The 20531-nt window shown below is 61.2% G+C and carries 17 protein-coding genes and 3 tRNA genes; 1 reads left to right on the top strand and 19 read right to left on the bottom strand.

Annotation, left to right across the window (positions count from 1 at the left end):
• Positions 1-294: 294 nt before the first annotated feature.
• The 19 genes from CGA21_RS17805 to leuC form a co-directional block, all read right to left on the bottom strand.
• Positions 295-371: transfer RNA gene (locus CGA21_RS17805), tRNA-Asp, on the bottom strand.
• Between the two features lie 92 nt (positions 372-463).
• A tRNA-Asp gene (locus CGA21_RS17800) sits at positions 464-540 on the bottom strand.
• A gap of 53 nt (positions 541-593) precedes the next feature.
• Positions 594-669, bottom strand: a tRNA-Val gene (locus tag CGA21_RS17795).
• Between the two features lie 215 nt (positions 670-884).
• Complete coding sequence (locus CGA21_RS17790) at positions 885-1658, bottom strand: SDR family oxidoreductase (protein WP_188264709.1); 774 nt, start codon at positions 1656-1658, stop codon at positions 885-887.
• Positions 1655-2866: an O-succinylhomoserine sulfhydrylase gene (locus CGA21_RS17785; protein WP_188264708.1), complete on the bottom strand. Its 1212-nt coding sequence runs from the start codon at positions 2864-2866 to the stop codon at positions 1655-1657. Before CGA21_RS17785 ends, CGA21_RS17790 begins: the two co-directional genes overlap by 4 nt.
• A 73-nt stretch (positions 2867-2939) precedes the next feature.
• The gene (gene purF / locus CGA21_RS17780) at positions 2940-4445 is read right to left on the bottom strand and encodes an amidophosphoribosyltransferase (protein WP_020795479.1); all 1506 of its coding nucleotides are present in this window, start codon (positions 4443-4445) and stop codon (positions 2940-2942) included.
• Positions 4446-4486: 41 nt separating this feature from the next.
• Positions 4487-5047, bottom strand: a complete 561-nt coding sequence (locus tag CGA21_RS17775) for a CvpA family protein (protein ID WP_110749177.1) — start codon at positions 5045-5047, stop codon at positions 4487-4489.
• 98 nt (positions 5048-5145) lie between these two features.
• Positions 5146-5814: an SPOR domain-containing protein gene (locus tag CGA21_RS17770; protein ID WP_110749179.1), complete on the bottom strand. Its 669-nt coding sequence runs from the start codon at positions 5812-5814 to the stop codon at positions 5146-5148.
• Positions 5798-7105, bottom strand: a complete 1308-nt coding sequence (folC, locus tag CGA21_RS17765; RefSeq protein ID WP_188264707.1) for a bifunctional tetrahydrofolate synthase/dihydrofolate synthase — start codon at positions 7103-7105, stop codon at positions 5798-5800. The genes CGA21_RS17770 and folC overlap by 17 nt, the downstream gene beginning before the upstream one ends.
• Positions 7102-8022 (bottom strand): acetyl-CoA carboxylase, carboxyltransferase subunit beta, encoded by a 921-nt coding sequence (accD, locus tag CGA21_RS17760; protein WP_020795483.1) that lies wholly within the window; start codon positions 8020-8022, stop codon positions 7102-7104. Before accD ends, folC begins: the two co-directional genes overlap by 4 nt.
• A gap of 185 nt (positions 8023-8207) precedes the next feature.
• Complete coding sequence (locus CGA21_RS17755; protein ID WP_110749183.1) at positions 8208-8834, bottom strand: phosphoribosylanthranilate isomerase; 627 nt, start codon at positions 8832-8834, stop codon at positions 8208-8210.
• A 63-nt stretch (positions 8835-8897) separates the two neighbouring features.
• Positions 8898-9722, bottom strand: coding sequence for a tRNA pseudouridine(38-40) synthase TruA (gene truA, locus CGA21_RS17750; RefSeq protein ID WP_033039317.1), 825 nt, complete (start codon positions 9720-9722; stop codon positions 8898-8900).
• Positions 9723-10000: 278 nt separating this feature from the next.
• Positions 10001-12691, bottom strand: a complete 2691-nt coding sequence (locus CGA21_RS17745) for a FimV family protein (protein WP_188264706.1) — start codon at positions 12689-12691, stop codon at positions 10001-10003.
• A 177-nt stretch (positions 12692-12868) separates the two neighbouring features.
• Positions 12869-13879, bottom strand: coding sequence for an aspartate-semialdehyde dehydrogenase (locus tag CGA21_RS17740; RefSeq protein WP_110749187.1), 1011 nt, complete (start codon positions 13877-13879; stop codon positions 12869-12871).
• A 254-nt stretch (positions 13880-14133) separates the two neighbouring features.
• A complete protein-coding gene (gene asd, locus CGA21_RS17735) occupies positions 14134-15246 on the bottom strand; it encodes an aspartate-semialdehyde dehydrogenase (protein WP_007975660.1) in 1113 nt (370 codons plus the stop codon).
• Between the two features lie 69 nt (positions 15247-15315).
• Positions 15316-16398 (bottom strand): 3-isopropylmalate dehydrogenase, encoded by a 1083-nt coding sequence (leuB, locus tag CGA21_RS17730; RefSeq protein ID WP_083349498.1) that lies wholly within the window; start codon positions 16396-16398, stop codon positions 15316-15318.
• Positions 16399-16460: 62 nt separating this feature from the next.
• The gene (locus tag CGA21_RS17725; RefSeq protein ID WP_083349499.1) at positions 16461-17228 is read right to left on the bottom strand and encodes a class I SAM-dependent methyltransferase; all 768 of its coding nucleotides are present in this window, start codon (positions 17226-17228) and stop codon (positions 16461-16463) included.
• Between the two features lie 144 nt (positions 17229-17372).
• Complete coding sequence (gene leuD / locus CGA21_RS17720) at positions 17373-18017, bottom strand: 3-isopropylmalate dehydratase small subunit (RefSeq protein ID WP_008056361.1); 645 nt, start codon at positions 18015-18017, stop codon at positions 17373-17375.
• Positions 18018-18028: 11 nt separating this feature from the next.
• Entirely contained in the window at positions 18029-19447 is a 1419-nt protein-coding gene (leuC, locus tag CGA21_RS17715; protein WP_020795490.1) for a 3-isopropylmalate dehydratase large subunit, read from the bottom strand.
• 148 nt (positions 19448-19595) lie between these two features.
• Here leuC and CGA21_RS17710 point away from each other — a divergent pair, with 148 nt between their 5' ends.
• Positions 19596-20486, top strand: a complete 891-nt coding sequence (locus CGA21_RS17710) for a LysR family transcriptional regulator (RefSeq protein ID WP_020795491.1) — start codon at positions 19596-19598, stop codon at positions 20484-20486.
• Positions 20487-20531 lie beyond the last annotated feature (45 nt).

The following is a 20531-nucleotide window of genomic DNA, read 5'->3' as shown; positions in this document are numbered from 1 at the left end:
TGACAATGCGAAGTTGACCGAAAGGTTAACTTTAAAGGTTTATTCGCTCGCGGAAAACAAAAAACTGACCAGAAAATCAAAAAACCGCGACTTTTCGACGCAGCTGGTTGGCCACGGCTTCAGAAGTTCGCCGTTACGCAGAAAGATTCGAGGGGAGGTATCACAGAGGAGAAGAAGCCAAATTTCAGACACAAAAAACCCCGGCCTTTCGACCAGGGTCTTTGCTATCGACGCGAAGTAAAGCAGTGGCTTTCTTCGTAGCTCCAAGGCGTTCAGTGGGCCTCGGGGCAGATATGGCGCAGCGGACGGGACTCGAACCCGCGACCCCCGGCGTGACAGGCCGGTATTCTAACCGACTGAACTACCGCTGCGTATCGCTGTGGACTTGCGTCCAGGTAACTCGTTTGGTCGAAAGCTTCGGTGCTTTTCAACCGCGAACCGGATGAATCCGATTCGTTGAATATGGCGCAGCGGACGGGACTCGAACCCGCGACCCCCGGCGTGACAGGCCGGTATTCTAACCGACTGAACTACCGCTGCGCGTCGGTGGAGGCATTTCAGCCTACCTCTTGCTTTCGCAAGTTTCTCGGGAGTGGTGGGTGATGACGGGATCGAACCGCCGACATTCTGCTTGTAAGGCAGACGCTCTCCCAGCTGAGCTAATCACCCGTTTGCATCTCCGAGGCCGCGAAATTTACGCAGGTAGCGAACCTAAGTCAATAGCAGGATTGAAGTTTTTCTGAAAAAGACAAAATTCTTTCAATCAATACCGTGTCGACCGCTTTCGCGAGCAGGCCCGCTCCCACAGTGGATAGCACTTCCAATGTGGGAGCGAGCCTGCTCGCGAAGACGATGGCGCGTTCAACATCAATGCCCGGCTCGCCCTACTCGCTGTAGATCATTTTCTTGGTCATGCCGCCATCGACCACGAATTCCTGGCCGGTGACAAAACCGGCGTTCTTCGACAGCAGCCAGGCCACCATCGCCGCCACGTCCTCGACTGTCCCTACCCTGCCCGCCGGATGCTGGGCATGGTCAGCATCGGTCAGCGGCTCGGCACGGCGCACCGACGGGTCCCGCGCATCGATCCAGCCAGGGCTGACCGCATTGACCCGAATCTCCGGGCCAAGGCTGATGGCCAGCGCGTGAGTCAAGGCCAGCAGGCCGCCCTTGCTCGCGGCATAGGCCTCGGTATCGGGTTCCGACTGAGCGGCGCGGGTCGATGCCAGGTTGACGATCGCCCCGCTATGGGCCCGCAGGTACGGCGCACAGTGCTTGGCCAACAGCATCGGCCCACTGAGGTTCACCGCCAGCACTCGATTCCAGTAAGCCAGGTCGAGGCTTTCCAGGGTGATGTTGTGCGGATCGGCGACCGCGGCATTGCACACCAGCGCATCCAGGCGCCCGAACTGCCCCAGCACCTCGGCAACACCCAGCGCCACCTGCCCTTCGTTCGAGACGTCCATGGCGATGAACCAGGCGTTGTCGCCCAGCACCTTCGCCACTTTCGACCCGCGCACCCGGTCCAGGTCGGTCAGCACCACTTGCCAGCCTTCGCTGATCAGCCAGGCCGCAACCCCCAGGCCAATGCCCCGCGCCGCACCGGTCACCAGTGCCACACGGCCATTGGTGCCCGATGGCGTGGACAACTCGATCACAGGGCAGCCAAACCGCGCGCCAGGTCGGCTTGCAGGTCTGCCACGTCTTCCAGGCCGACCGCAATGCGGATCAGGCTGTCACGAATGCCCGCAGCCTCACGCTCTTGCGGCGCCAGGCGGCCGTGGGAGGTGGTGCTCGGGTGGGTGATGGTGGTCTTGCTGTCGCCCAGGTTGGCAGTTATCGAAATCAGGCGGGTCGCATCGATAAAGCGCCAGGCGCCCTCTTTGCCGCCCTTGACCTCGAAACTCACCACCGCGCCGAAGCCCTTTTGCTGACGCAGGGCCAGCTCGTGCTGTGGATGGCTCTTGAGGCCGGCGTAATGGACTTTCTCGATGCCGTCCTGCTGCTCCAGCCATTCGGCCAGTTGCTGGGCGTTGGCGCAATGGGCCTTCATCCGCAGGTTGAGGGTTTCCAGGCCCTTGAGGAAGATCCAGGCGTTGAACGGGCTCAAAGTCGGCCCGGCGGTGCGCAGGAAGCCGACCACTTCTTTCATCTGCTCGCTGCGCCCGGCCACGACACCGCCCATGCAACGGCCCTGGCCGTCGATGAACTTGGTTGCCGAGTGCACGACGATGTCCGCACCCATTTTCAACGGCTGTTGCAGCGCCGGGGTGCAGAAGCAGTTGTCGACTACCAGCATCGCGCCCTTGGCGTGAGCGATTTTCGCCAGTTCGGCGATATCCACCAGCTCAGCCAACGGGTTGGACGGCGATTCGACGAACAGCAATTTGGTGTTGGCCTTGATCGACGCATCCCAGCCGGACAAATCCGCCAGGGGCACGTAGTCGACTTCGATGCCGAAGCGCTTGAAGTACTTCTCGAACAGGCTGATGGTCGAGCCGAATACGCTACGCGACACCAGCACGTGGTCGCCGGCGCTGCACAGGCTCATCACCACCGCCATGATCGCAGCCATGCCGGTGGCAGTGGCCACGGCCTGCTCGGCGCTTTCCAGGGCGGCAATACGCTCTTCGAAGGCACGTACGGTGGGGTTGGTGTAGCGTGAATAGACGTTACCCGGCACTTCCCCGGCAAAACGCGCGGCCGCATCGGCGGCGGTACGGAATACATAGCTCGAAGTGAAGAACATCGGATCACCGTGTTCGCCTTCCGGCGTACGGTGCTGACCGGCACGAACGGCCAGGGTATCGAACGCTACGCCTTCGAGGTCGCTGTCCAACCGACCGGCATCCCAATCCTGACTCATGCTGTCACTCCTTTCCCTATTCTCGTAAATTAAAAGCCAGATACAAAACCGGCCCCTCAGGGCCGGTAGTTACTCAATTGTTGTACAGATCGATGATCGCGCTGACTGCCTGGGTCTTGACCTTGGAGGCATCGTTACGCGCCTGCTCGATCTTGTTCAGGTAAGCCTCGTCGACGTCGCCGGTGACGTATTGGCCGTCGAACACCGCGCAATCGAACTTGTCGATCTTGATCTTGCCGCCACCGACCGCTTCGATCAAGTCAGGCAAGTCCTGATAGATCAGCCAGTCGGCACCGATCAGGTCCGCAACGTCCTGGGTCGAACGGTTGTGGGCGATCAGCTCGTGGGCGCTCGGCATGTCGATGCCGTAGACGTTCGGGAAACGCACGGCCGGGGCTGCGGAGCAGAAGTAAACGTTCTTGGCGCCTGCTTCGCGTGCCATCTGGATGATCTGCTTGCAGGTGGTGCCTCGCACGATGGAATCGTCCACCAGCATCACGTTCTTGCCGCGGAACTCCAGCTCGATGGCGTTGAGTTTCTGGCGTACGGATTTTTTCCGTGCGGCCTGCCCCGGCATGATGAAGGTGCGACCGATGTAGCGGTTCTTCACGAAACCTTCGCGGAACTTCACGCCCAGGTGGTTCGCCAGCTCCAGGGCCGCGGTGCGGCTGGTGTCCGGGATCGGGATGACCACGTCGATGTCGTGATCCGGACGCTCGCGCAGGATCTTCTCGGCGAGCTTCTCACCCATGCGCAGGCGGGCCTTGTACACCGACACGCCGTCGATGATCGAGTCTGGACGCGCCAGGTAGACGTGCTCGAAGATGCACGGGGTCAGGGACGGGTTGGTTGCGCACTGACGAGTGTGCAGCTTGCCGTCTTCGGTGATGTAGACCGCTTCGCCCGGTGCCAGGTCGCGAATCAGGGTAAAACCAAGCACGTCCAGGGACACGCTCTCGGAGGCGATCATGTATTCGACGCCTTCGTCGGTGTGACGCTGGCCGAACACGATCGGACGGATGCCGTGCGGGTCGCGGAAACCGACGATGCCGTAACCGGTCACCATGGCCACGACCGCATAGCCACCGACGCAACGATTGTGCACGTCGGTGACGGCAGCAAATACGTCTTCTTCAGTCGGCTGCAGCTTGCCGCGCTGGGCCAGCTCGTGCGCGAACACGTTCAGCAGTACTTCTGAATCGGAACTGGTGTTGACGTGGCGCAGGTCAGATTCGTAAATCTCCTTGGCCAGTTGTTCAACGTTGGTCAGGTTACCGTTATGCGCCAGGGTGATGCCGTAAGGCGAGTTGACGTAAAACGGTTGAGCTTCGGCCGAGGTCGAGCTGCCCGCGGTCGGGTAGCGCACATGGCCAATGCCCATGTGGCCGACCAGGCGCTGCATGTGACGCTGATGGAACACGTCACGCACCAGGCCATTGTCCTTGCGCAGGAATAACCGGCCATCATGGCTGGTCACGATACCGGCAGCGTCCTGGCCGCGGTGCTGGAGGACGGTTAGCGCGTCATACAGCGCCTGATTGACGTTCGACTTACCGACGATACCGACGATGCCACACATGCGACGCAACCCCTACTTAATGGATCTGAACTGAACAACACTCACTGAGGCGTTTTGGCCATCGGCAAGAGCTGCTCCTTGAACGGAATATCAGCGGGTACGCTGATACCGCTGGCAAGCCACTGACTGCTCCACCCGAGAATCAGGTTTTTGGACCAATCTGCGACCAATAGAAATTTTGGCACGAGCTGCGACTGTTTCCACCACTCGTCCTGTTGTACCGGCCCCAGGCTCAACAGCCCGACCGCCACGACCACCAGCAGCACGCCACGCGCTGCGCCGAAAGCCATGCCGAGGAATCGATCGGTCCCGGACAACCCGGTGACGCGAACCAACTCGCCGATAAGATAATTGATCATTGCGCCTACGATCAGCGTGGCGACAAACATGATGGCACAGCCCGTGATTATACGAGCCGATGGGGTCTGGATATATCCGGCGAGGTACTCGGACAATGAGCCACCGAACATCCAGGCAACGGCTCCTGCGATGATCCAGGTCACCAGCGACAGTGCTTCCTTGACGAAGCCGCGGCTCAGACTGATCAAAGCGGAGATGGCGACGATTGCAACGATCGCCCAGTCAACCCAGGTAAATGGCACAGTGCAGCCTACAGACGGATAAGGCGGCGCATTTTAGCAGAGCCCATGCTTATCGGTAAGCTGCGATTGTCAGTGCATTTCAAATCGCGGCGATAGATTTAGCCACGTTCTGGTTGAAAGCGCACGACAAACCCCTTGAGGTTCTGTTGGCGGTTCAACAGGTCACGCAGGCGATCAGCCTCTGCACGCTCAATCAGCGGCCCGACAAACACGCGATTCTTGCCGTCGGCAGTGCGGATATAGGCGTTATAACCCTGGCTGCGCAGGGTTTTTTGCAGTTTTTCCGCACTTTCGCGATTGGCCAGGCTGGCCAGTTGCACCGACCAACTGACCGACAGGCCATTGGCGTCGACGCGGCTTTGACTGGTATCCGGCTTGCCCGGTGCGGCGCTGATCGGTTGCGACGGTGGCGTGGCGGGCTTGGCCGCCAGCGCCGGAACAGGGGCTGGCGCAGGGGGCGGCGTGACCGGCTTGGCGGCGGGTGCCGGAGCGACAGGCGCAACCGGTGCAACCGGCGCTTCCTGCTGGGCGATTTCTTCGTCACTCGGCACAGGTTCCTGTGGCAGGGCCTGGGGCTCAGGCACCACCACGGACTCTACCTGCACTTGCGGCATCGCCGGCGCTTGTGGCGCGGCCGGAGCCTGGACTTCCACCTGGCGCTGTTCATCCTGGCGGGAAAACAGCATCGGCAGGAAAATCACGGCCAGGGCGACCAGGACCAGGGCACCGACCATGCGTTGCTTGTAAGCCTTATCCAGCAATGCCATTTGCCGCTTCCTCCGTGGGGCGCCGGGCCAGCCACTCAAGGGCCTCGGCAACACAATAGAATGATCCGAACAACAGAATCTCGTCGTCACTCGTCGCCTGCGCACACTGCCCTTCCAGAGCGGTGGCCACACTATCATACGACGTCACCGAAGCACCGCGCTTGTCCAGCGCGTCGCGCAAGTCGGCCACCGGTCGCGCCCGGGGCGAATCCAGCGGCGCGACCGCCCAGTGCTCGACACTAGCACTCAATTCGCCAATGACACCCTCCAGATCCTTGTCAGCCAGTAACCCGAATACCGCCAGACGCTTGCCCGCCGGTGGACGGCTGGCCAGGCGACGGGCCAGATACTCTGCGGCATGGGGGTTATGCCCCACATCCAGCAACAAATTGAGGCGCTTACCCTGCCAGTCGACCTGCCGGCGATCGAGTCGCCCCACTATCCGCGTCGCTTGCAGCGCCTGGACAATCTGCGCGCTTACCCAAGGCAACCCGAGCAACAGATAGGCTTGCAGCGCCAGGGCGGCGTTTTCCATCGGCAGGTCGAGCAGCGGCAGGTCGTGCAATTCGACCGCTTGCCCCCTGGCATCGACGCCGCGCCATTGCCAATGCTGATCGGTAACACCCAGGTCGAAATCGCGCCCACGCAGGAAAAACGGGCAATTGAGTTCGCGCGCCTTGTCCAGCAGGGGTTGCGGAGGATTCAAGTCGCCGCAGAGCGCAGGCGCGCCCCGACGGAAGATGCCGGCCTTCTCAAAGGCCACCGACTCGCGGGTATCACCCAGGTAATCCGCATGATCCACGCCAATGCTGGTGACCAACGCCATGTCGGCGTCTACCACATTGACGGTGTCCAGACGTCCGCCCAGGCCCACTTCCAGGACCACGGCGTCAAGCCCGGACTGTTGAAACAGCCAGAACGCAGCCAGGGTCCCCATCTCGAAATAGGTCAGGGAGGTATCGCCGCGACCGGCTTCGACCGCAGCAAAAGCCTGGCAAAGCTCGGCGTCAGTGGCTTCGACGCCATTGACCTGCACCCGCTCGTTGTAACGCAGCAGGTGCGGAGAACTGTAGACACCGACGCGCAGGCCCTGCGCCCGCAGCAATGAAGCCACGAATGCGCAGGTAGAGCCCTTGCCATTGGTGCCGGTGACCGTGATCACCCGAGGCGCCGGCTTGCCCAATCCCATACGGGACGCTACCTGCTGCGAGCGCTCAAGCCCCATGTCGATGGCCGAAGGGTGCAACTGCTCAAGGTAGGCGAGCCACTCGCCAAGGGTACGCTCGGTCATAGGTTGGCAGGTACCGGTGGAACCACGACCGGCTCGATTGGCGCAGCGACGAATTTCGGCGTCGGCAGGCCCATCATTTGTGCCAGCAGGTTACCCAGGCGCGGACGCAGTTCCTGACGGTGAATGATCATGTCGATCGCGCCGTGCTCCAGCAGGAACTCGCTGCGCTGGAAGCCTTCGGGCAGTTTTTCGCGAACGGTTTGTTCGATCACGCGCGGCCCGGCAAAGCCGATCAGGGCCTTGGGCTCGCCGACAATCACGTCGCCCAGCATCGCCAGGCTGGCGGACACACCGCCGTAGACCGGGTCGGTCAGCACGGAAATGAACGGAATGCCTTCTTCACGCAGACGCGCCAGCACCGCGGAGGTCTTGGCCATTTGCATCAGCGAGATCAGGGCTTCCTGCATCCGCGCGCCACCGGAGGCGGAGAAGCAGATCATCGGGCAGCGCTTTTCCAGCGCGTAGTTGGCCGCGCGCACGAAGCGCTCACCGACGATGGCGCCCATCGAGCCGCCCATGAACGAGAATTCGAACGCCGACACCACGACAGGCATGCCCAGCAGGGTGCCGCTCATGGAGATCAGCGCGTCTTTTTCGCCAGTCTGCTTCTGCGCCGCGGTCAGGCGATCCTTGTACTTCTTGCCGTCGCGGAACTTCAGGCGGTCAACCGGCTCCAGGTCAGCGCCCAGCTCGGTACGACCTTCGGCATCGAGGAAAATATCGATACGCGCGCGCGCGCCGATACGCATGTGATGATTGCACTTAGGGCAAACGTCCAGGGTTTTTTCCAGCTCCGGACGATACAGCACAGCCTCGCAAGACGGGCATTTGTGCCAAAGACCTTCAGGCACCGAGCTCTTCTTGACCTCGGAACGCATGATCGAAGGGATCAGTTTGTCTACTAACCAGTTGCTCATGCTTTCTTTCTCCAGTACCGGCGGCCCGAACGCTCTGGTTCGCAGCCCCGCGTATGCCCTTGAGCTAAATTCATGTGTGCGGCGATGTTCGATGGGTGCCGGGTCAGTGCAGCGTGACCTGCGTACACCCCATCAATCCTCAGCCGTTTTGTACAGTGCAGTGGACGGCGGCAGTCTGCCAGCCGTCACATCAAGCTGCCACGGACTGCCTTGATAAACGCCTGAATCTTTGCGTGATCCTTGATGCCCTTGCTCGCCTCTACCCCGCCACTGACATCCACGGCATAAGGTCGAACCCGCGCCACCGCCTCGGCGACGTTTTCCGGAGTCAGGCCGCCCGCCAGGATAATCGGCTTGTTCAAGCCTTGCGGTATCAATGACCAGTCGAACGCCTGGCCGGTTCCACCGGGAACACCTTCGACATAGGCGTCGAGCAAAATACCGCTGGCACTCGGATAAGCCGCGCAAGCCTTCGCGATATCATCCCCCGCCTTGACCCGCAGCGCCTTGATGTACGGGCGATGCCAACCCTCGCAATCCGCTGCACTTTCATCGCCATGGAACTGCAGCAGGTCCAGTGGCACGGCGTCGAGGATTTCTCCCAGCTCGCAGCGGCTGGCGTTGACGAACAAACCCACGGTGGTGACGAACGGCGGCAACGCCTTGATGATCGCGCGCGCCTGCTGGAACGTCACGCCCCGCGGGCTCTTGGCGTAGAACACAAAGCCGATGGCGTCAGCCCCGGCCTCGACCGCCGCCAACGCATCTTCTATGCGGGTAATCCCGCAAATCTTGCTGCGAACGGCTGGCATGTCGATAAATCCTCACGGTAAATCCGGGAAAGTCCCGGATGGTAACAAAAGCGTTCGAAGGCGTCAGCCGTCAAGTTCGCTGAAACCGGTAAGGAAATGTGGGCCGATGTAACGCTCGGGCAACTGGAACTCGTCGCGGTACTCGACCTGCACCAGATACAGGCCGAACGGATGCGCCGTCACCCCGCCGGAACGGCGAATCCGACTCTCCAGCACTTCCTTCATCCACTCCACCGGACGCTCGCCGGCACCGATGGTCATCAGCACGCCGGCGATGTTGCGCACCATATGGTGCAGGAAGGCACTGGCGCGAATATCCAGCACGATCATCTTGCCGTGGCGCGTGACGCGCAAGTGATGCAGCTCCTTGATCGGCGACTTGGCCTGGCACTGGCCAGCACGGAAAGCGCTGAAATCGTGGGTGCCCACCAGGTACCGGGCCGCTTCGGCCATGCGCTCAACGTCCAGCGGACGGTGGTTCCAGGTGATTTCTTCGTTCAGGTGCGCCGGACGGATCTGGTCGTTGTAGATCACGTAGCGATAGCGCCGGGCAATGGCCTTGAACCGGGCATGAAAATGCGCCGGCATGACCTTGGCCCAACTGACGCTGACATCGTGCGGCAAATTGATATTGGCGCCCATGACCCAGGCTTTCATCGAACGCTCGACTTGCGTATCGAAGTGCACCACTTGGCCACACGCGTGCACGCCGGCATCGGTACGCCCGGCGCAGAGCAGCGAAACGGGAGAGTCGGCCACCTTCGACAAGGCGTTTTCGAGGGTTTCCTGCACCGTGAGCACGCCGGAAGCCTGGCGCTGCCAGCCACGATAACGCGAGCCCTTGTATTCAACGCCCAACGCGATCCGGAAAAAGCCGTCGGCCGCCATTTCAGCGGCCGGGTTATCTATGTTTGCCAAGGAGTGACAGCCTGCTGATGTACGCAAAGGGGGGCATTATAAGGCTGCCAGTCGAGGACGCCAGTACAACAGCAGGTACTGTGGCGAATCGGCTGCCGCCTTCGCGAGCAGGCTCGCTCCCACAGGGGATTGGTGTCTGTGGGAGCGGGCTTGCTCGCGAAGGCGGCAGCACAGACACCATCGCACCGCCCGCAAACAAAAACGGCAGCCTCAATGGGCTGCCGCTTTGCTTACAACCGCTCAATCACTCAAGCCAGGCGCGCAAGCATCTCCTTCGCTTCGCTCTTCTGCCCGTCGTCGCCTTCGCTCACCACCTCGTTGAGGATGTCACGCGCACCATCGTTATCGCCCATGTCGATGTAGGCCTGGGCCAGGTCGAGTTTGGTGGCGACCTCGTCGGTACCGGACAGGAAATCGAATTCCGGCTCATCATCGTCCACGGTTGCGAGGGCGTCATCCACCGTGAAGCTTGGCTCACTGATGCTCTGGGACAGGCTTTCCAATTCGGCGCTGACGTCATCCAGTTCAGTGCCAAATGCCTGCTCAGGCGCCGGAACGTCCATCTCATCGGCCAGCGACAAATCGAAATCCGCCGGCAGGTCCAGATCGTCCAGGGTCACTTGTGGCACGTCCGGCGATGGCGCTGCCGGCAGGTCCTTGACGTCTTCATCCAGGCTCAGCAGGAAGTCGTCCTCGGCCAGGATCGCGGGCGAAGGCTCGCCACCGAGGTCCATGTCCAGGTCGAACTCCGACAGGTCATCGAGGTTTTCCTTGATTTCAGTCTGCTGCTGCAAGACCGACTCGAAGCTCAGGTCATCGTCCAGCGGGAAATCTTCCAGATCGGCCAGGGTTGTTTCCGGCTCCGGCTCCGGCGCTGGTACTGGTGCCGGCTCGACCGCGACCGGCGTTACCGGGGTGACATTTTCCAGGTCATCCAGACTCAGGTCGAACGCGCTGTCAAAATCGTCATCGAATGCAGCCGGCGCCTGCGGCTCGTCGAGCAACAGGTCCTTGACGTACTGTGCGTCCAGCTCGGCAGCAGCGGCGGCAGCGGCGATACCGCCCGCAGCGACCAGCGCCATGGCCGGGAAGCGGCTCTTGAGTTTTTCCACCTGGGCATAATTGTCGCCATTGGCGACCAACTGCCGCTCCTGGACCACGAACGCGTCGCGATCACCCTGCAAACCGTAGACTTCCATCAGCTTGAGGCGCAAATCGCTGCGTTGCGGCTCCTGCTTGACGCCCTCTTCAAGCAGCGCGGCAGCCTGATTCAGGCGACCGCCATCGATGTGCGACTGCGCGCGACCCAACACATCGTCGGAATGCTCGGCGGCTGGCGATACCAGTGGCGCGGCAATCGGCGGCGTCACCACGACCGGGGCAATCACCGGAGCGGGAGCTGGCGCCGATGCTGGAGTCGGTGCTGGAGTCGGTGCAGTGGCCAGTTTCGGGCTGGGTGGCGCATCCTCCAGGTCATCGAAGATGCCTTTTGACAGGTCAAGCTCGGAGGAAAACGCTTGCTCTTCGGCCAAGGCGCGGGCCATGCGCAGATGTTTCTCGGCTTCCTGCTGGGCTTTGCGGCGACGGGCCAGCAACAGCAGCAACAGCAACACCACCACTGCCCCGCCACCCGCCACACCCAGCAGCCACGGATTGGTCAGCAACTCATTGAATTTCTGCTCATCGGAGGCTGCAGGTTTCGATTCGATCGGTGTTTCTGCCGGAGCCGCAGCAGGCGTCGCTTCAGCCGGAACAGGCGCGGGGGCCGTTGCTTCGGCCGGAACCGGAGCCGGCGCTTCGGCAGGCGTTGCCGCCGGATCGGCAGGCAGCTCAGCCGGGATCGCCGCAGCGGTCGCAGTTGTCGCAGGCGCTCCTGCCGCACCTTCGGCCTGCAATTTGGCCAGTTGGTTGTTCTTCAGCTCAATGAGGCGTTGCAGCTTGTCCATCTGGCTTTGCAGATCAGTCATGCGGCTTTTCAGCTCAGCACTGTCGCGGCGCTTGGTATCGAGACTTTCCTGGGTCACCGCCAGCTGGTTGTTCAAGGCCTTGGCATCGCCTGCTACGCCCTTGCCCTTGGCTTTTCCGGATTCGGCGGAAACCAGGCTCAGCTTGTCCTGAGCGGCTTGCGACGAAGACGCCTCACCGCGGCCGCGACTGGTCGCATCGAGTTGCTGCTGGCCAGTACCAGGCTTGGCGACATACCGACGCCCCTGACGCCAGGCGGTGTTCTGTGCAGTCACTTCGGCGATGGCCTTGGCTTGCGGCAGGCTTGTGCTTTGTGCCTGATCCGGCAGGCGCAATACCTGGCCGGTTTTGAGCCGGTTGATGTTGCCATCGATGAAGGCATCCGGGTTCAGCGCCTGGATGGCCAGCATGGTTTGTTGAATCGAACCGCCGTTACGCGCCTTCGCGGCGATTTCCCACAGGGTATCGCGCCGCGTGGTGGTGTATTCGGACGGTTTGGTCGCGCCAGTGACGGGCGTGGTACCGGTTTGAACAGGTTCAGCTTGCGCAGCCGCGTCAGCGGTCTGCGGCGAGAATTTCGACGGATCGAGCAGCACGCTGTAATCGCGCAGCAGTCGACCGTTGGGCCACATCACCTGAACCAGGAATTTCACCATCGGTTCGGTCAGGGGCTTACTGGAAGTGACACGCAGGATGCTTTTGCCGCTGGCGTTGAGCACCGGGGTAAAGGTCAGGTCGTTGAGAAACGCCTGGCGGTCGACACCGGCCTTGGCGAAATCTTCAGGAGAAGCCAGGCTCGGCACCACTTCGGCAGCGGTGAGCTCCTTGACGTCGAGCAACTCGATTTCCGCCACCAGGGGCTGGTTCAGCGTCGACTTCAGGGTCAGTTCCCCGAGCCCGAGGGCATGCGCCATACCGGAGGACAGCGCCGAGGCGGCCGCTATTGCTAACACCAGTTTGCGAACTTGAACCATAGCTTATCCTTAGTTTTCACATTCCTCGGCCAGCGAGGCAGATAGCCGCTGCCGTAAGGCATTGCGCGCGGGCGAAGGTCGCCGCGCGCGATCGTTTCATGCATGCCCTGCAAAGCCCTTCAGGGCGGCTCGCCTTCGACATTACGGCCAAGCATGACGCTCGTTTGGAAGTATCTTTTACAGCAGGTCTTTTATCAACAACTCGGCGACCTGCACAGCATTGAGCGCCGCGCCTTTGCGTACGTTATCTGACGTCAGCCACACATTAAGTTCCGACGGTTCGTCGATCCCCAAGCGCACCCGACCAACGTAGACCACATCCTGCCCTACCGCATCGCCGACCGCCGTCGGGTAATCGCCGGCTTCCACCAGCTCGATGCCGGGAGCGGCCTCGAGCGCAGCGTTGACTTTTGCCAGGTCGATATCGCTCGCGCACTGCAGGGTCACGCTATAGCTATCGCCAAAAAACACCGGGGCTTGAATGCAAGTGACGGAAATCTTCAATGATGGCAACGCCATGACTTGACGCAGTTCGCGCACCAGGCGCTTTTCCAGCAGGGTATGGCCCTGTTCATCCGGCTTGCCGACCTGGGCCAGCAGGTTAAAAGCCATCTGCCGGTCAAAGAAGGTTGGCTCCAGTGGGCGCACGTTCAGCAATTCGGCGGTTTGCCGGGCCAGCTCGGTCACGGCTTCGCGGCCCTGGGCCGATACTGCCAGGCTGGCGGTCAGGTTGATGCGTTGCAAATCGAGCAGCCCCAGCAGGGGTGCGAGCAGCACCGCCAGGGTGGTGGCCGCCGGGCTCGGGCTGCTGACCTGGAATGGCTTTTTCAGGCCGGCCAGCACTGAAGCATTCGCTTCCGGGACCACCTGTGGCGCTTGCTCGGCCGGCAAGGCGCCAGACAGATCGATGATCGAGCAACCGGCCGCCGTGGCACGCGCGGCGTAACTCAATGTCACTGCCGGACCGGCGGCAAAAAACACCAACTGGACCTTGCCGAAATCGAACTCATCGACTTCACGCACCCGTACGTTCTTGCCGCGGTACGGCACCGAACTGCCGGCGGATTCGCTGCTGGCCAGCAGATGCAGGCTGCCGATCGGAAAATCACGCTCTTCGAGGATCTGCACAAGCGTTTCGCCGACAGTACCGGTGGCACCGATCACGGCAATATCAAGGGTCTGGCTCATGGTTTTACCTCTGGCGAAACGGGGGGAGCGGCACTTTACCGGGTGGGGGGCATGCAGGCAATTCTGCCGGATATTTGCTGTGGCTGTACCGACCCCTTCGCGGGCAAGCCCGCTCCCACAGGTTCAGCGCCGTCCTTGTGGGAGCGGGCTTGCCCGCGAAGAGGCCGGTCTGGGCAACCAATAAACTTCAAACTGTCAGGAATAAAAAACCCGCACCTCTTTCAAGGCGCGGGTTCTTTAATGGCTTCAATCGATCAACGCTCGAGCAGGATCCGCAGCATGCGACGCAGCGGCTCGGCCGCGCCCCACAGCAGCTGGTCGCCGACGGTGAACGCGCCGACGAACTGCGAGCCCATGTTCAGCTTGCGCAGGCGGCCAACCGGGATGTTCAGGGTGCCGGTGACCTTGTTCGGGCTCAGCTCCTGGATGCTGGTCTCACGGCTGTTCGGCACCAGCTTGACCCAAGGGTTGTGCTGGCTGATCAGCCCTTCGATATCAGCGATCGGCACGTCTTTGTTCAGCTTGATGGTCAGCGCCTGGCTGTGGCAGCGCATGGCGCCGATGCGCACGCAGATGCCATCCACCGGGATCGGGCTCTTGAAGCGACCGAGGATTTTGTTGGTCTCGGCCTGGGCCTTCCACTCTTCACGGCTTTGACCGTTCGGCAGTTCCTTGTCGATCCACGGGATCAGGCTGCCAGCCAGCGGTACGCCGAAGTTTTCGGTCGGGTACGCGTCGCTGCGCATGGCTTCAGCCACACGACGATCGATGTCGAGGATGGCACTGGCCGGATCGGCCAGTTGATCGGCAACAGCGGCATGGGTCGCACCCATTTGCTTGATCAGCTCACGCATGTTCTGCGCGCCGGCACCGGAGGCCGCCTGATAAGTCATGGCGCTCATCCACTCCACCAGGCCAGCCTCGAACAGGCCGCCCAGGCCCATCAGCATCAGGCTGACGGTGCAGTTGCCACCGATGTAGTTCTTGGTGCCCGCGTCCAGCTGCTGGTCGATGACCTTGCGGTTTACCGGGTCCAGCACGATGACGGCGTCATCCTGCATGCGCAGGCTGGAGGCGGCATCGATCCAGTAACCCTGCCAGCCGGCTTCGCGCAGTTTCGGGAAGACTTCGCTGGTGTAGTCGCCACCCTGGCAGGTCAGGATCACGTCGAGGGTCTTCAGCTCTTCAATGCTGTAAGCGTCCTTGAGCGGAGCAATGTCCTTGCCCACGGACGGGCCTTGGCCACCGACATTGGAAGTGGTGAAAAACACCGGCTCGATAAGATCGAAATCCTGCTCTTCCAGCATCCGCTGCATGAGCACGGAACCGACCATACCGCGCCAACCGATCAGACCTACACGTTTCATCGCAACTACACCTTCTTGAAATGTGGGCCGCTGCTTTAGGGGGTGAAATCAGGCAGCGGGCCCGAGAGATTACAGATTCCGCAGCGCGGCGACTACTGCGTCGCCCATTTCCTGCGTACCGACTTTAGTGCAACCGTTCGACCAGATGTCACCGGTGCGCAAGCCCTGGTCCAATACCAGGCTTACCGCTTTTTCGATGGCATCGGCGGCGGCCTGCTGGTTGAAGCTGTAGCGCAACATCATCGACACCGACAAAATGGTCGCCAACGGGTTGGCGATGCCTTTACCTGCGATGTCCGGTGCCGAACCGTGGCACGGCTCGTACATGCCTTTGTTGTTGGTATCCAGGGATGCCGACGGCAGCATGCCGATGGAACCGGTGAGCATCGACGCCTGGTCGGACAGGATATCGCCGAACATGTTGTCGGTGACGATCACGTCGAACTGCTTCGGTGCCCGCACCAGCTGCATGGCAGCGTTGTCGACGTACATGTGGCTCAGCTCGACTTGTGGATAGTCCTTGGCCACTTCCTCGACGATTTCACGCCACAGTTGGCTGGAGGCCAGCACATTGGCCTTGTCCACCGAGCAGAGCTTCTTGCCACGGACCATGGCCATGTCGAAACCGACACGGGCGATGCGGCGGATTTCGCTTTCGCTGTATGGCAGGGTGTCGTAGGACTGACGCTCGCCGTTTTCCAGGGTGCGGGTGCCGCGTGGCGCGCCAAAGTAGATACCGCCGGTCAGCTCGCGAACGATCAGGATGTCCAGGCCGGCAACGATTTCCGGTTTCAGGCTGGAAGCCTCGGCCAGTTGCGGGTACAGGATCGCCGGACGCAGGTTGCCGAACAAGCCCAGTTGCGCACGAATTTTCAGCAGACCGCGTTCAGGACGGATGTCACGCTCGATGGTGTCCCATTTCGGGCCGCCCACCGCGCCCAACAGTACGGCGTCCGCCGCGCGGGCACGCTCCAGGGTTTCATCGGCCAAAGGCACGCCGTGCTTGTCGATGGCCGCGCCACCGATCACGTCGTGACTCAGCTCGAAGCCCAGGGCGAACTTGTCGTTGGCCAGTTCCAGCACCTTGACCGCTTCGGCCATGATTTCCGGGCCAATACCGTCACCTGGGAGAATCAGAATCTGCTTGCTCATGCGTTCCTCATGTCATCAGTCGGTGCGCCCTCGGGCGCTCCCGGAAAAAGTCTGTTAGTCGCTTATCTTTCAGCCATCAGCACCAACACATCGGTACTGAACGATCCATCGGCTTCAATCTCAAAATATTCGCGCACTTCGTTACCCATCGACTGCTGCAACTCGCGGATCGCCGCGCGCATCACCTGTGGCGTGCGCATGCGCTCGACCCAGGAGCTGTACTCCAATCGCAGCCGCTGGCGGCTGGTGCTGCGGGTATGCAGCCCCGCCTCACTGACCTGGCGCAACCACTCACCGGCGCTATAGTCGCGCACATGGCTGGTGTCGCGCAGCACTTCGACGCTTTGCAGGTAAGTGTCGAACAATGGGCTGCCTGGTGACAACACGTCGATGAAAGCCGCTACGCCACCCGGTTTCAGCACCCGGCGCACTTCCCGCAAGGCCAGGCCGAGATCGCTCCAATGGTGCGCCGAATAGCGGCTGAAAACGAAATCGAACTCGCCATCGGCGAACGGCAGTCGCTCGGCGGCGCCGTTGACCGTGGTCACATTGTTCAAACCCCGATCAATGGCGGCGGCGGCGACCACGTCGAGCATTTGCTGCGACAGGTCGTAGGCCACCACTTCCTTGACCAGCGAGGCCACCTGAAAACTCACGTGACCGGCACCGCAGCCCAGGTCCAGGACCCGCGCCTCGCCCTGCCCCGCCAGTTCGGCCTGCAGCAGCGCGAATTCGGTGCCTTGAGCGTGTACGGCGCTGCTCAGGTAGGCCGCGGCCTGTTCACCGAATTGCTTTTGGACGACCTGGCTGTGCTGGGCGGTGCTGGTCATGGGGACTTCCTTTTTCAGGGTTTGGTCTTGTGGTGCCTGTCCGGGCCCTATCGCTGGCAAGCCAGCTCCTACAGGTTTTGTGAACACCGCTAATCCTGTAGGAGCTGGCTTGCCAGCGATGAGGCCGGCACTAACTAACGAGAATCAAGCGTCGCGAAACAACCACGGCTGGCTGGCACGGTGCTTGGCTTCGAACGCCGCAATCGCATCACCGTCCTGCAACGTCAGGCCAATGTCATCCAGGCCATTGAGCAGGCAGTGCTTGCGGAACGCGTCGATTTCAAAGCTCAGCACTTTGCCGTCCGGGCGGGTCACGGTCTGGGCCTGCAGATCGATCTGCAGCTGGTAGCCCGGATTGGCCTCGACCTGCTGGAACAGCTCGTCGACTTCAGCGTCGCTCAAGATGATCGGCAGCAAGCCGTTCTTGAAGCTGTTGTTGAAGAAAATGTCGGCATAGCTTGGCGCGATGATGCTGCGGAAACCGTACTCTTCCAGCGCCCATGGCGCGTGCTCGCGGCTGGAGCCGCAGCCAAAGTTCTCGCGGGCCAGCAGCACGCTGGCGCCTTGGTAACGCTCGGCATTGAGGACGAAGTCCTTGTTCAATGGGCGCTTGGAGTTGTCCTGATAGGGCTGACCCACGTCCAGGTAACGCCATTCGTCGAACAGGTTCGGACCGAAACCGGTGCGCTTGATCGACTTCAAGAATTGCTTCGGGATGATCTGGTCGGTGTCGACGTTGGCACGATCCAGAGGCGCGACAAGTCCAGTGTGCTGGGTAAAAGCTTTCATGCTGCGCTCCTTTAGATCAATTCACGGACGTCGACGAAACGACCGTTCACCGCGGCGGCGGCGGCCATGGCCGGGCTCACGAGGTGGGTACGACCACCGGCACCCTGGCGGCCTTCGAAGTTGCGGTTCGACGTGGAAGCGCAATGCTCGCCAGACTCCAAGCGGTCCGGGTTCATCGCCAGGCACATCGAGCAACCCGGCTCGCGCCATTCGAAACCGGCTTCGAGGAAAATCTTGTCCAGGCCTTCCGACTCAGCCTGTGCCTTCACCAGGCCCGAACCCGGCACCACAATGGCCTGCTTGATCGTGGAGGCCACCTTGCGGCCCTTGGCGATCACCGCCGCAGCGCGCAGGTCTTCGATCCGCGAGTTGGTGCAGGAGCCGATGAACACGCGGTCCAACTGAATGTCGGTGATCGCCTGATTGGCGGTCAAACCCATGTACTTCAGGGCGCGTTCGATGGAACCGCGCTTGACCAGGTCCATTTCCTTCGCAGGGTCCGGAACGTGCTGGTCGACCGCCAAGACCATCTCGGGCGAAGTGCCCCAGCTGACTTGCGGCTTGATCTGGGTCGCGTCGAGCTCGACAACCGTGTCGAACACCGCGTCGGCATCGGACACCAGGTCTTTCCAGGCTTCGACGGCCAAATCCCATTCCGCGCCTTTCGGGGCGAATGGACGGCCCTTCACGTAAGCCACGGTTTTTTCATCGGCGGCCACCAGGCCAACGCGAGCACCGGCCTCGATGGACATGTTGCAGATGGTCATGCGGCCTTCAACGGACAGGTCGCGAATCGCGCTGCCGGCGAATTCGATGGCGTGGCCGTTACCACCGGCGGTACCGATCTTGCCAATCACGGCGAGCACGATGTCCTTGGCAGTCACGCCAAACGGCAATTGGCCTTCGACGCGAACCAGCATGTTCTTCATTTTCTTGGCGACCAGGCACTGAGTGGCGAGCACGTGCTCGACCTCGGAAGTGCCGATACCGTGGGCCAGGGCACCGAACGCACCGTGGGTCGAGGTATGGGAGTCGCCGCAGACCACGGTCATGCCCGGCAAAGTAGCGCCCTGCTCCGGGCCGATGACGTGGACGATGCCTTGGCGGACGTCATTCATCTTGAATTCGACGATGCCGTATTCATCGCAGTTATCGTCGAGGGTCTGGACCTGCAAACGCGAGACCTGGTCGGCAATGGCTGCGATGCCGCCCTTGCGCTCAGGGGTAGTCGGTACGTTGTGGTCCGGGGTCGCGATGTTGGCATCGATGCGCCAAGGCTTGCGCCCGGCCAGCCGCAGGCCTTCGAACGCTTGCGGCGAAGTCACTTCGTGGATGATGTGACGATCGATGTAGATCAGCGCCGAGCCATCGTCGCGCTGTTTGACCAAATGCGAATCCCAGAGCTTGTCGTAGAGCGTTTTGCCGGCCATCAGACGGTTTCCTCATCAGCTTGTTTCTATGCCCTGGGTCTTGAGTGATTCAATAACCCTTTGGCTTGTGAGGCTGATCCTATGGGGTTAGATTAAATAACTCAAATTCATATTTTTTATGCTTTGGATAACCAACTGGAATACAGCAATGGACCTCGCCAATCTCAATGCCTTTATTGCCATCGCCGAGACCGGAAGCTTCTCCGGCGCCGGCGAGCGACTGCATCTGACCCAACCGGCGATCAGCAAGCGCATCGCTGGCCTGGAGCAGCAATTGAAGGTGCGCCTGTTCGATCGGCTGGGCCGCGAAGTCGGCCTGACCGAGGCCGGCCGCGCCCTGCTGCCCCGGGCCTACCAGATCCTGAATGTCCTCGATGATACGCGCCGCGCCCTGACCAACCTCACCGGGGAGGTGACCGGTCGTCTGACCTTGGCCACCAGTCACCATATCGGCCTGCACCGTTTGCCGCCTTTATTGAGAGAGTTCACCCGGCGTTATCCCGAGGTGGCGCTGGATATCCAGTTTCTCGATTCGGAAGTGGCCTACGAAGAAATCCTCCATGGTCGGGCTGAACTGGCGGTCATCACTCTGGCGCCGGAGCCCCATGCCCTGGTCAAGGCCACACCGGTGTGGGACGACCCGCTGGACTTTGTGGTCGCCCCGGAGCATTCGTTGCTCGGCAACGGCAAGGTCAGCCTCGCGGACATCGCCCGACACCCGGCGGTGTTCCCCGGTGGCAACACGTTCACCCATCACATTGTCCAACGCCTGTTCGAGGCCCAAGGCCTGACGCCGAACATCGCCATGAGTACCAATTACCTTGAAACCATCAAGATGATGGTGTCGATCGGCCTGGCCTGGAGTGTCTTGCCACGCACCATGCTCGACGACCAGGTTGCGCGAATACCTTTACCGGGCATACAACTGACTCGCCAGCTAGGCTATATCCTGCACACAGAAAGGACGCTATCGAATGCAGCACGGGCCTTCATGGCCTTACTGGATGCCCAGATCGATCTGCCAGGGACTCAAGGCTAACTTGTGCTACTCCTATAGAGCCCGAATTTCTGTACCCGAGACCCA

Source organism: Pseudomonas sp. PSB11 (assembly GCF_014596605.1).
Lineage (GTDB): Bacteria > Pseudomonadota > Gammaproteobacteria > Pseudomonadales > Pseudomonadaceae > Aquipseudomonas > Aquipseudomonas umsongensis.
This window is presented reverse-complemented; position numbering and strand designations above follow the sequence as displayed.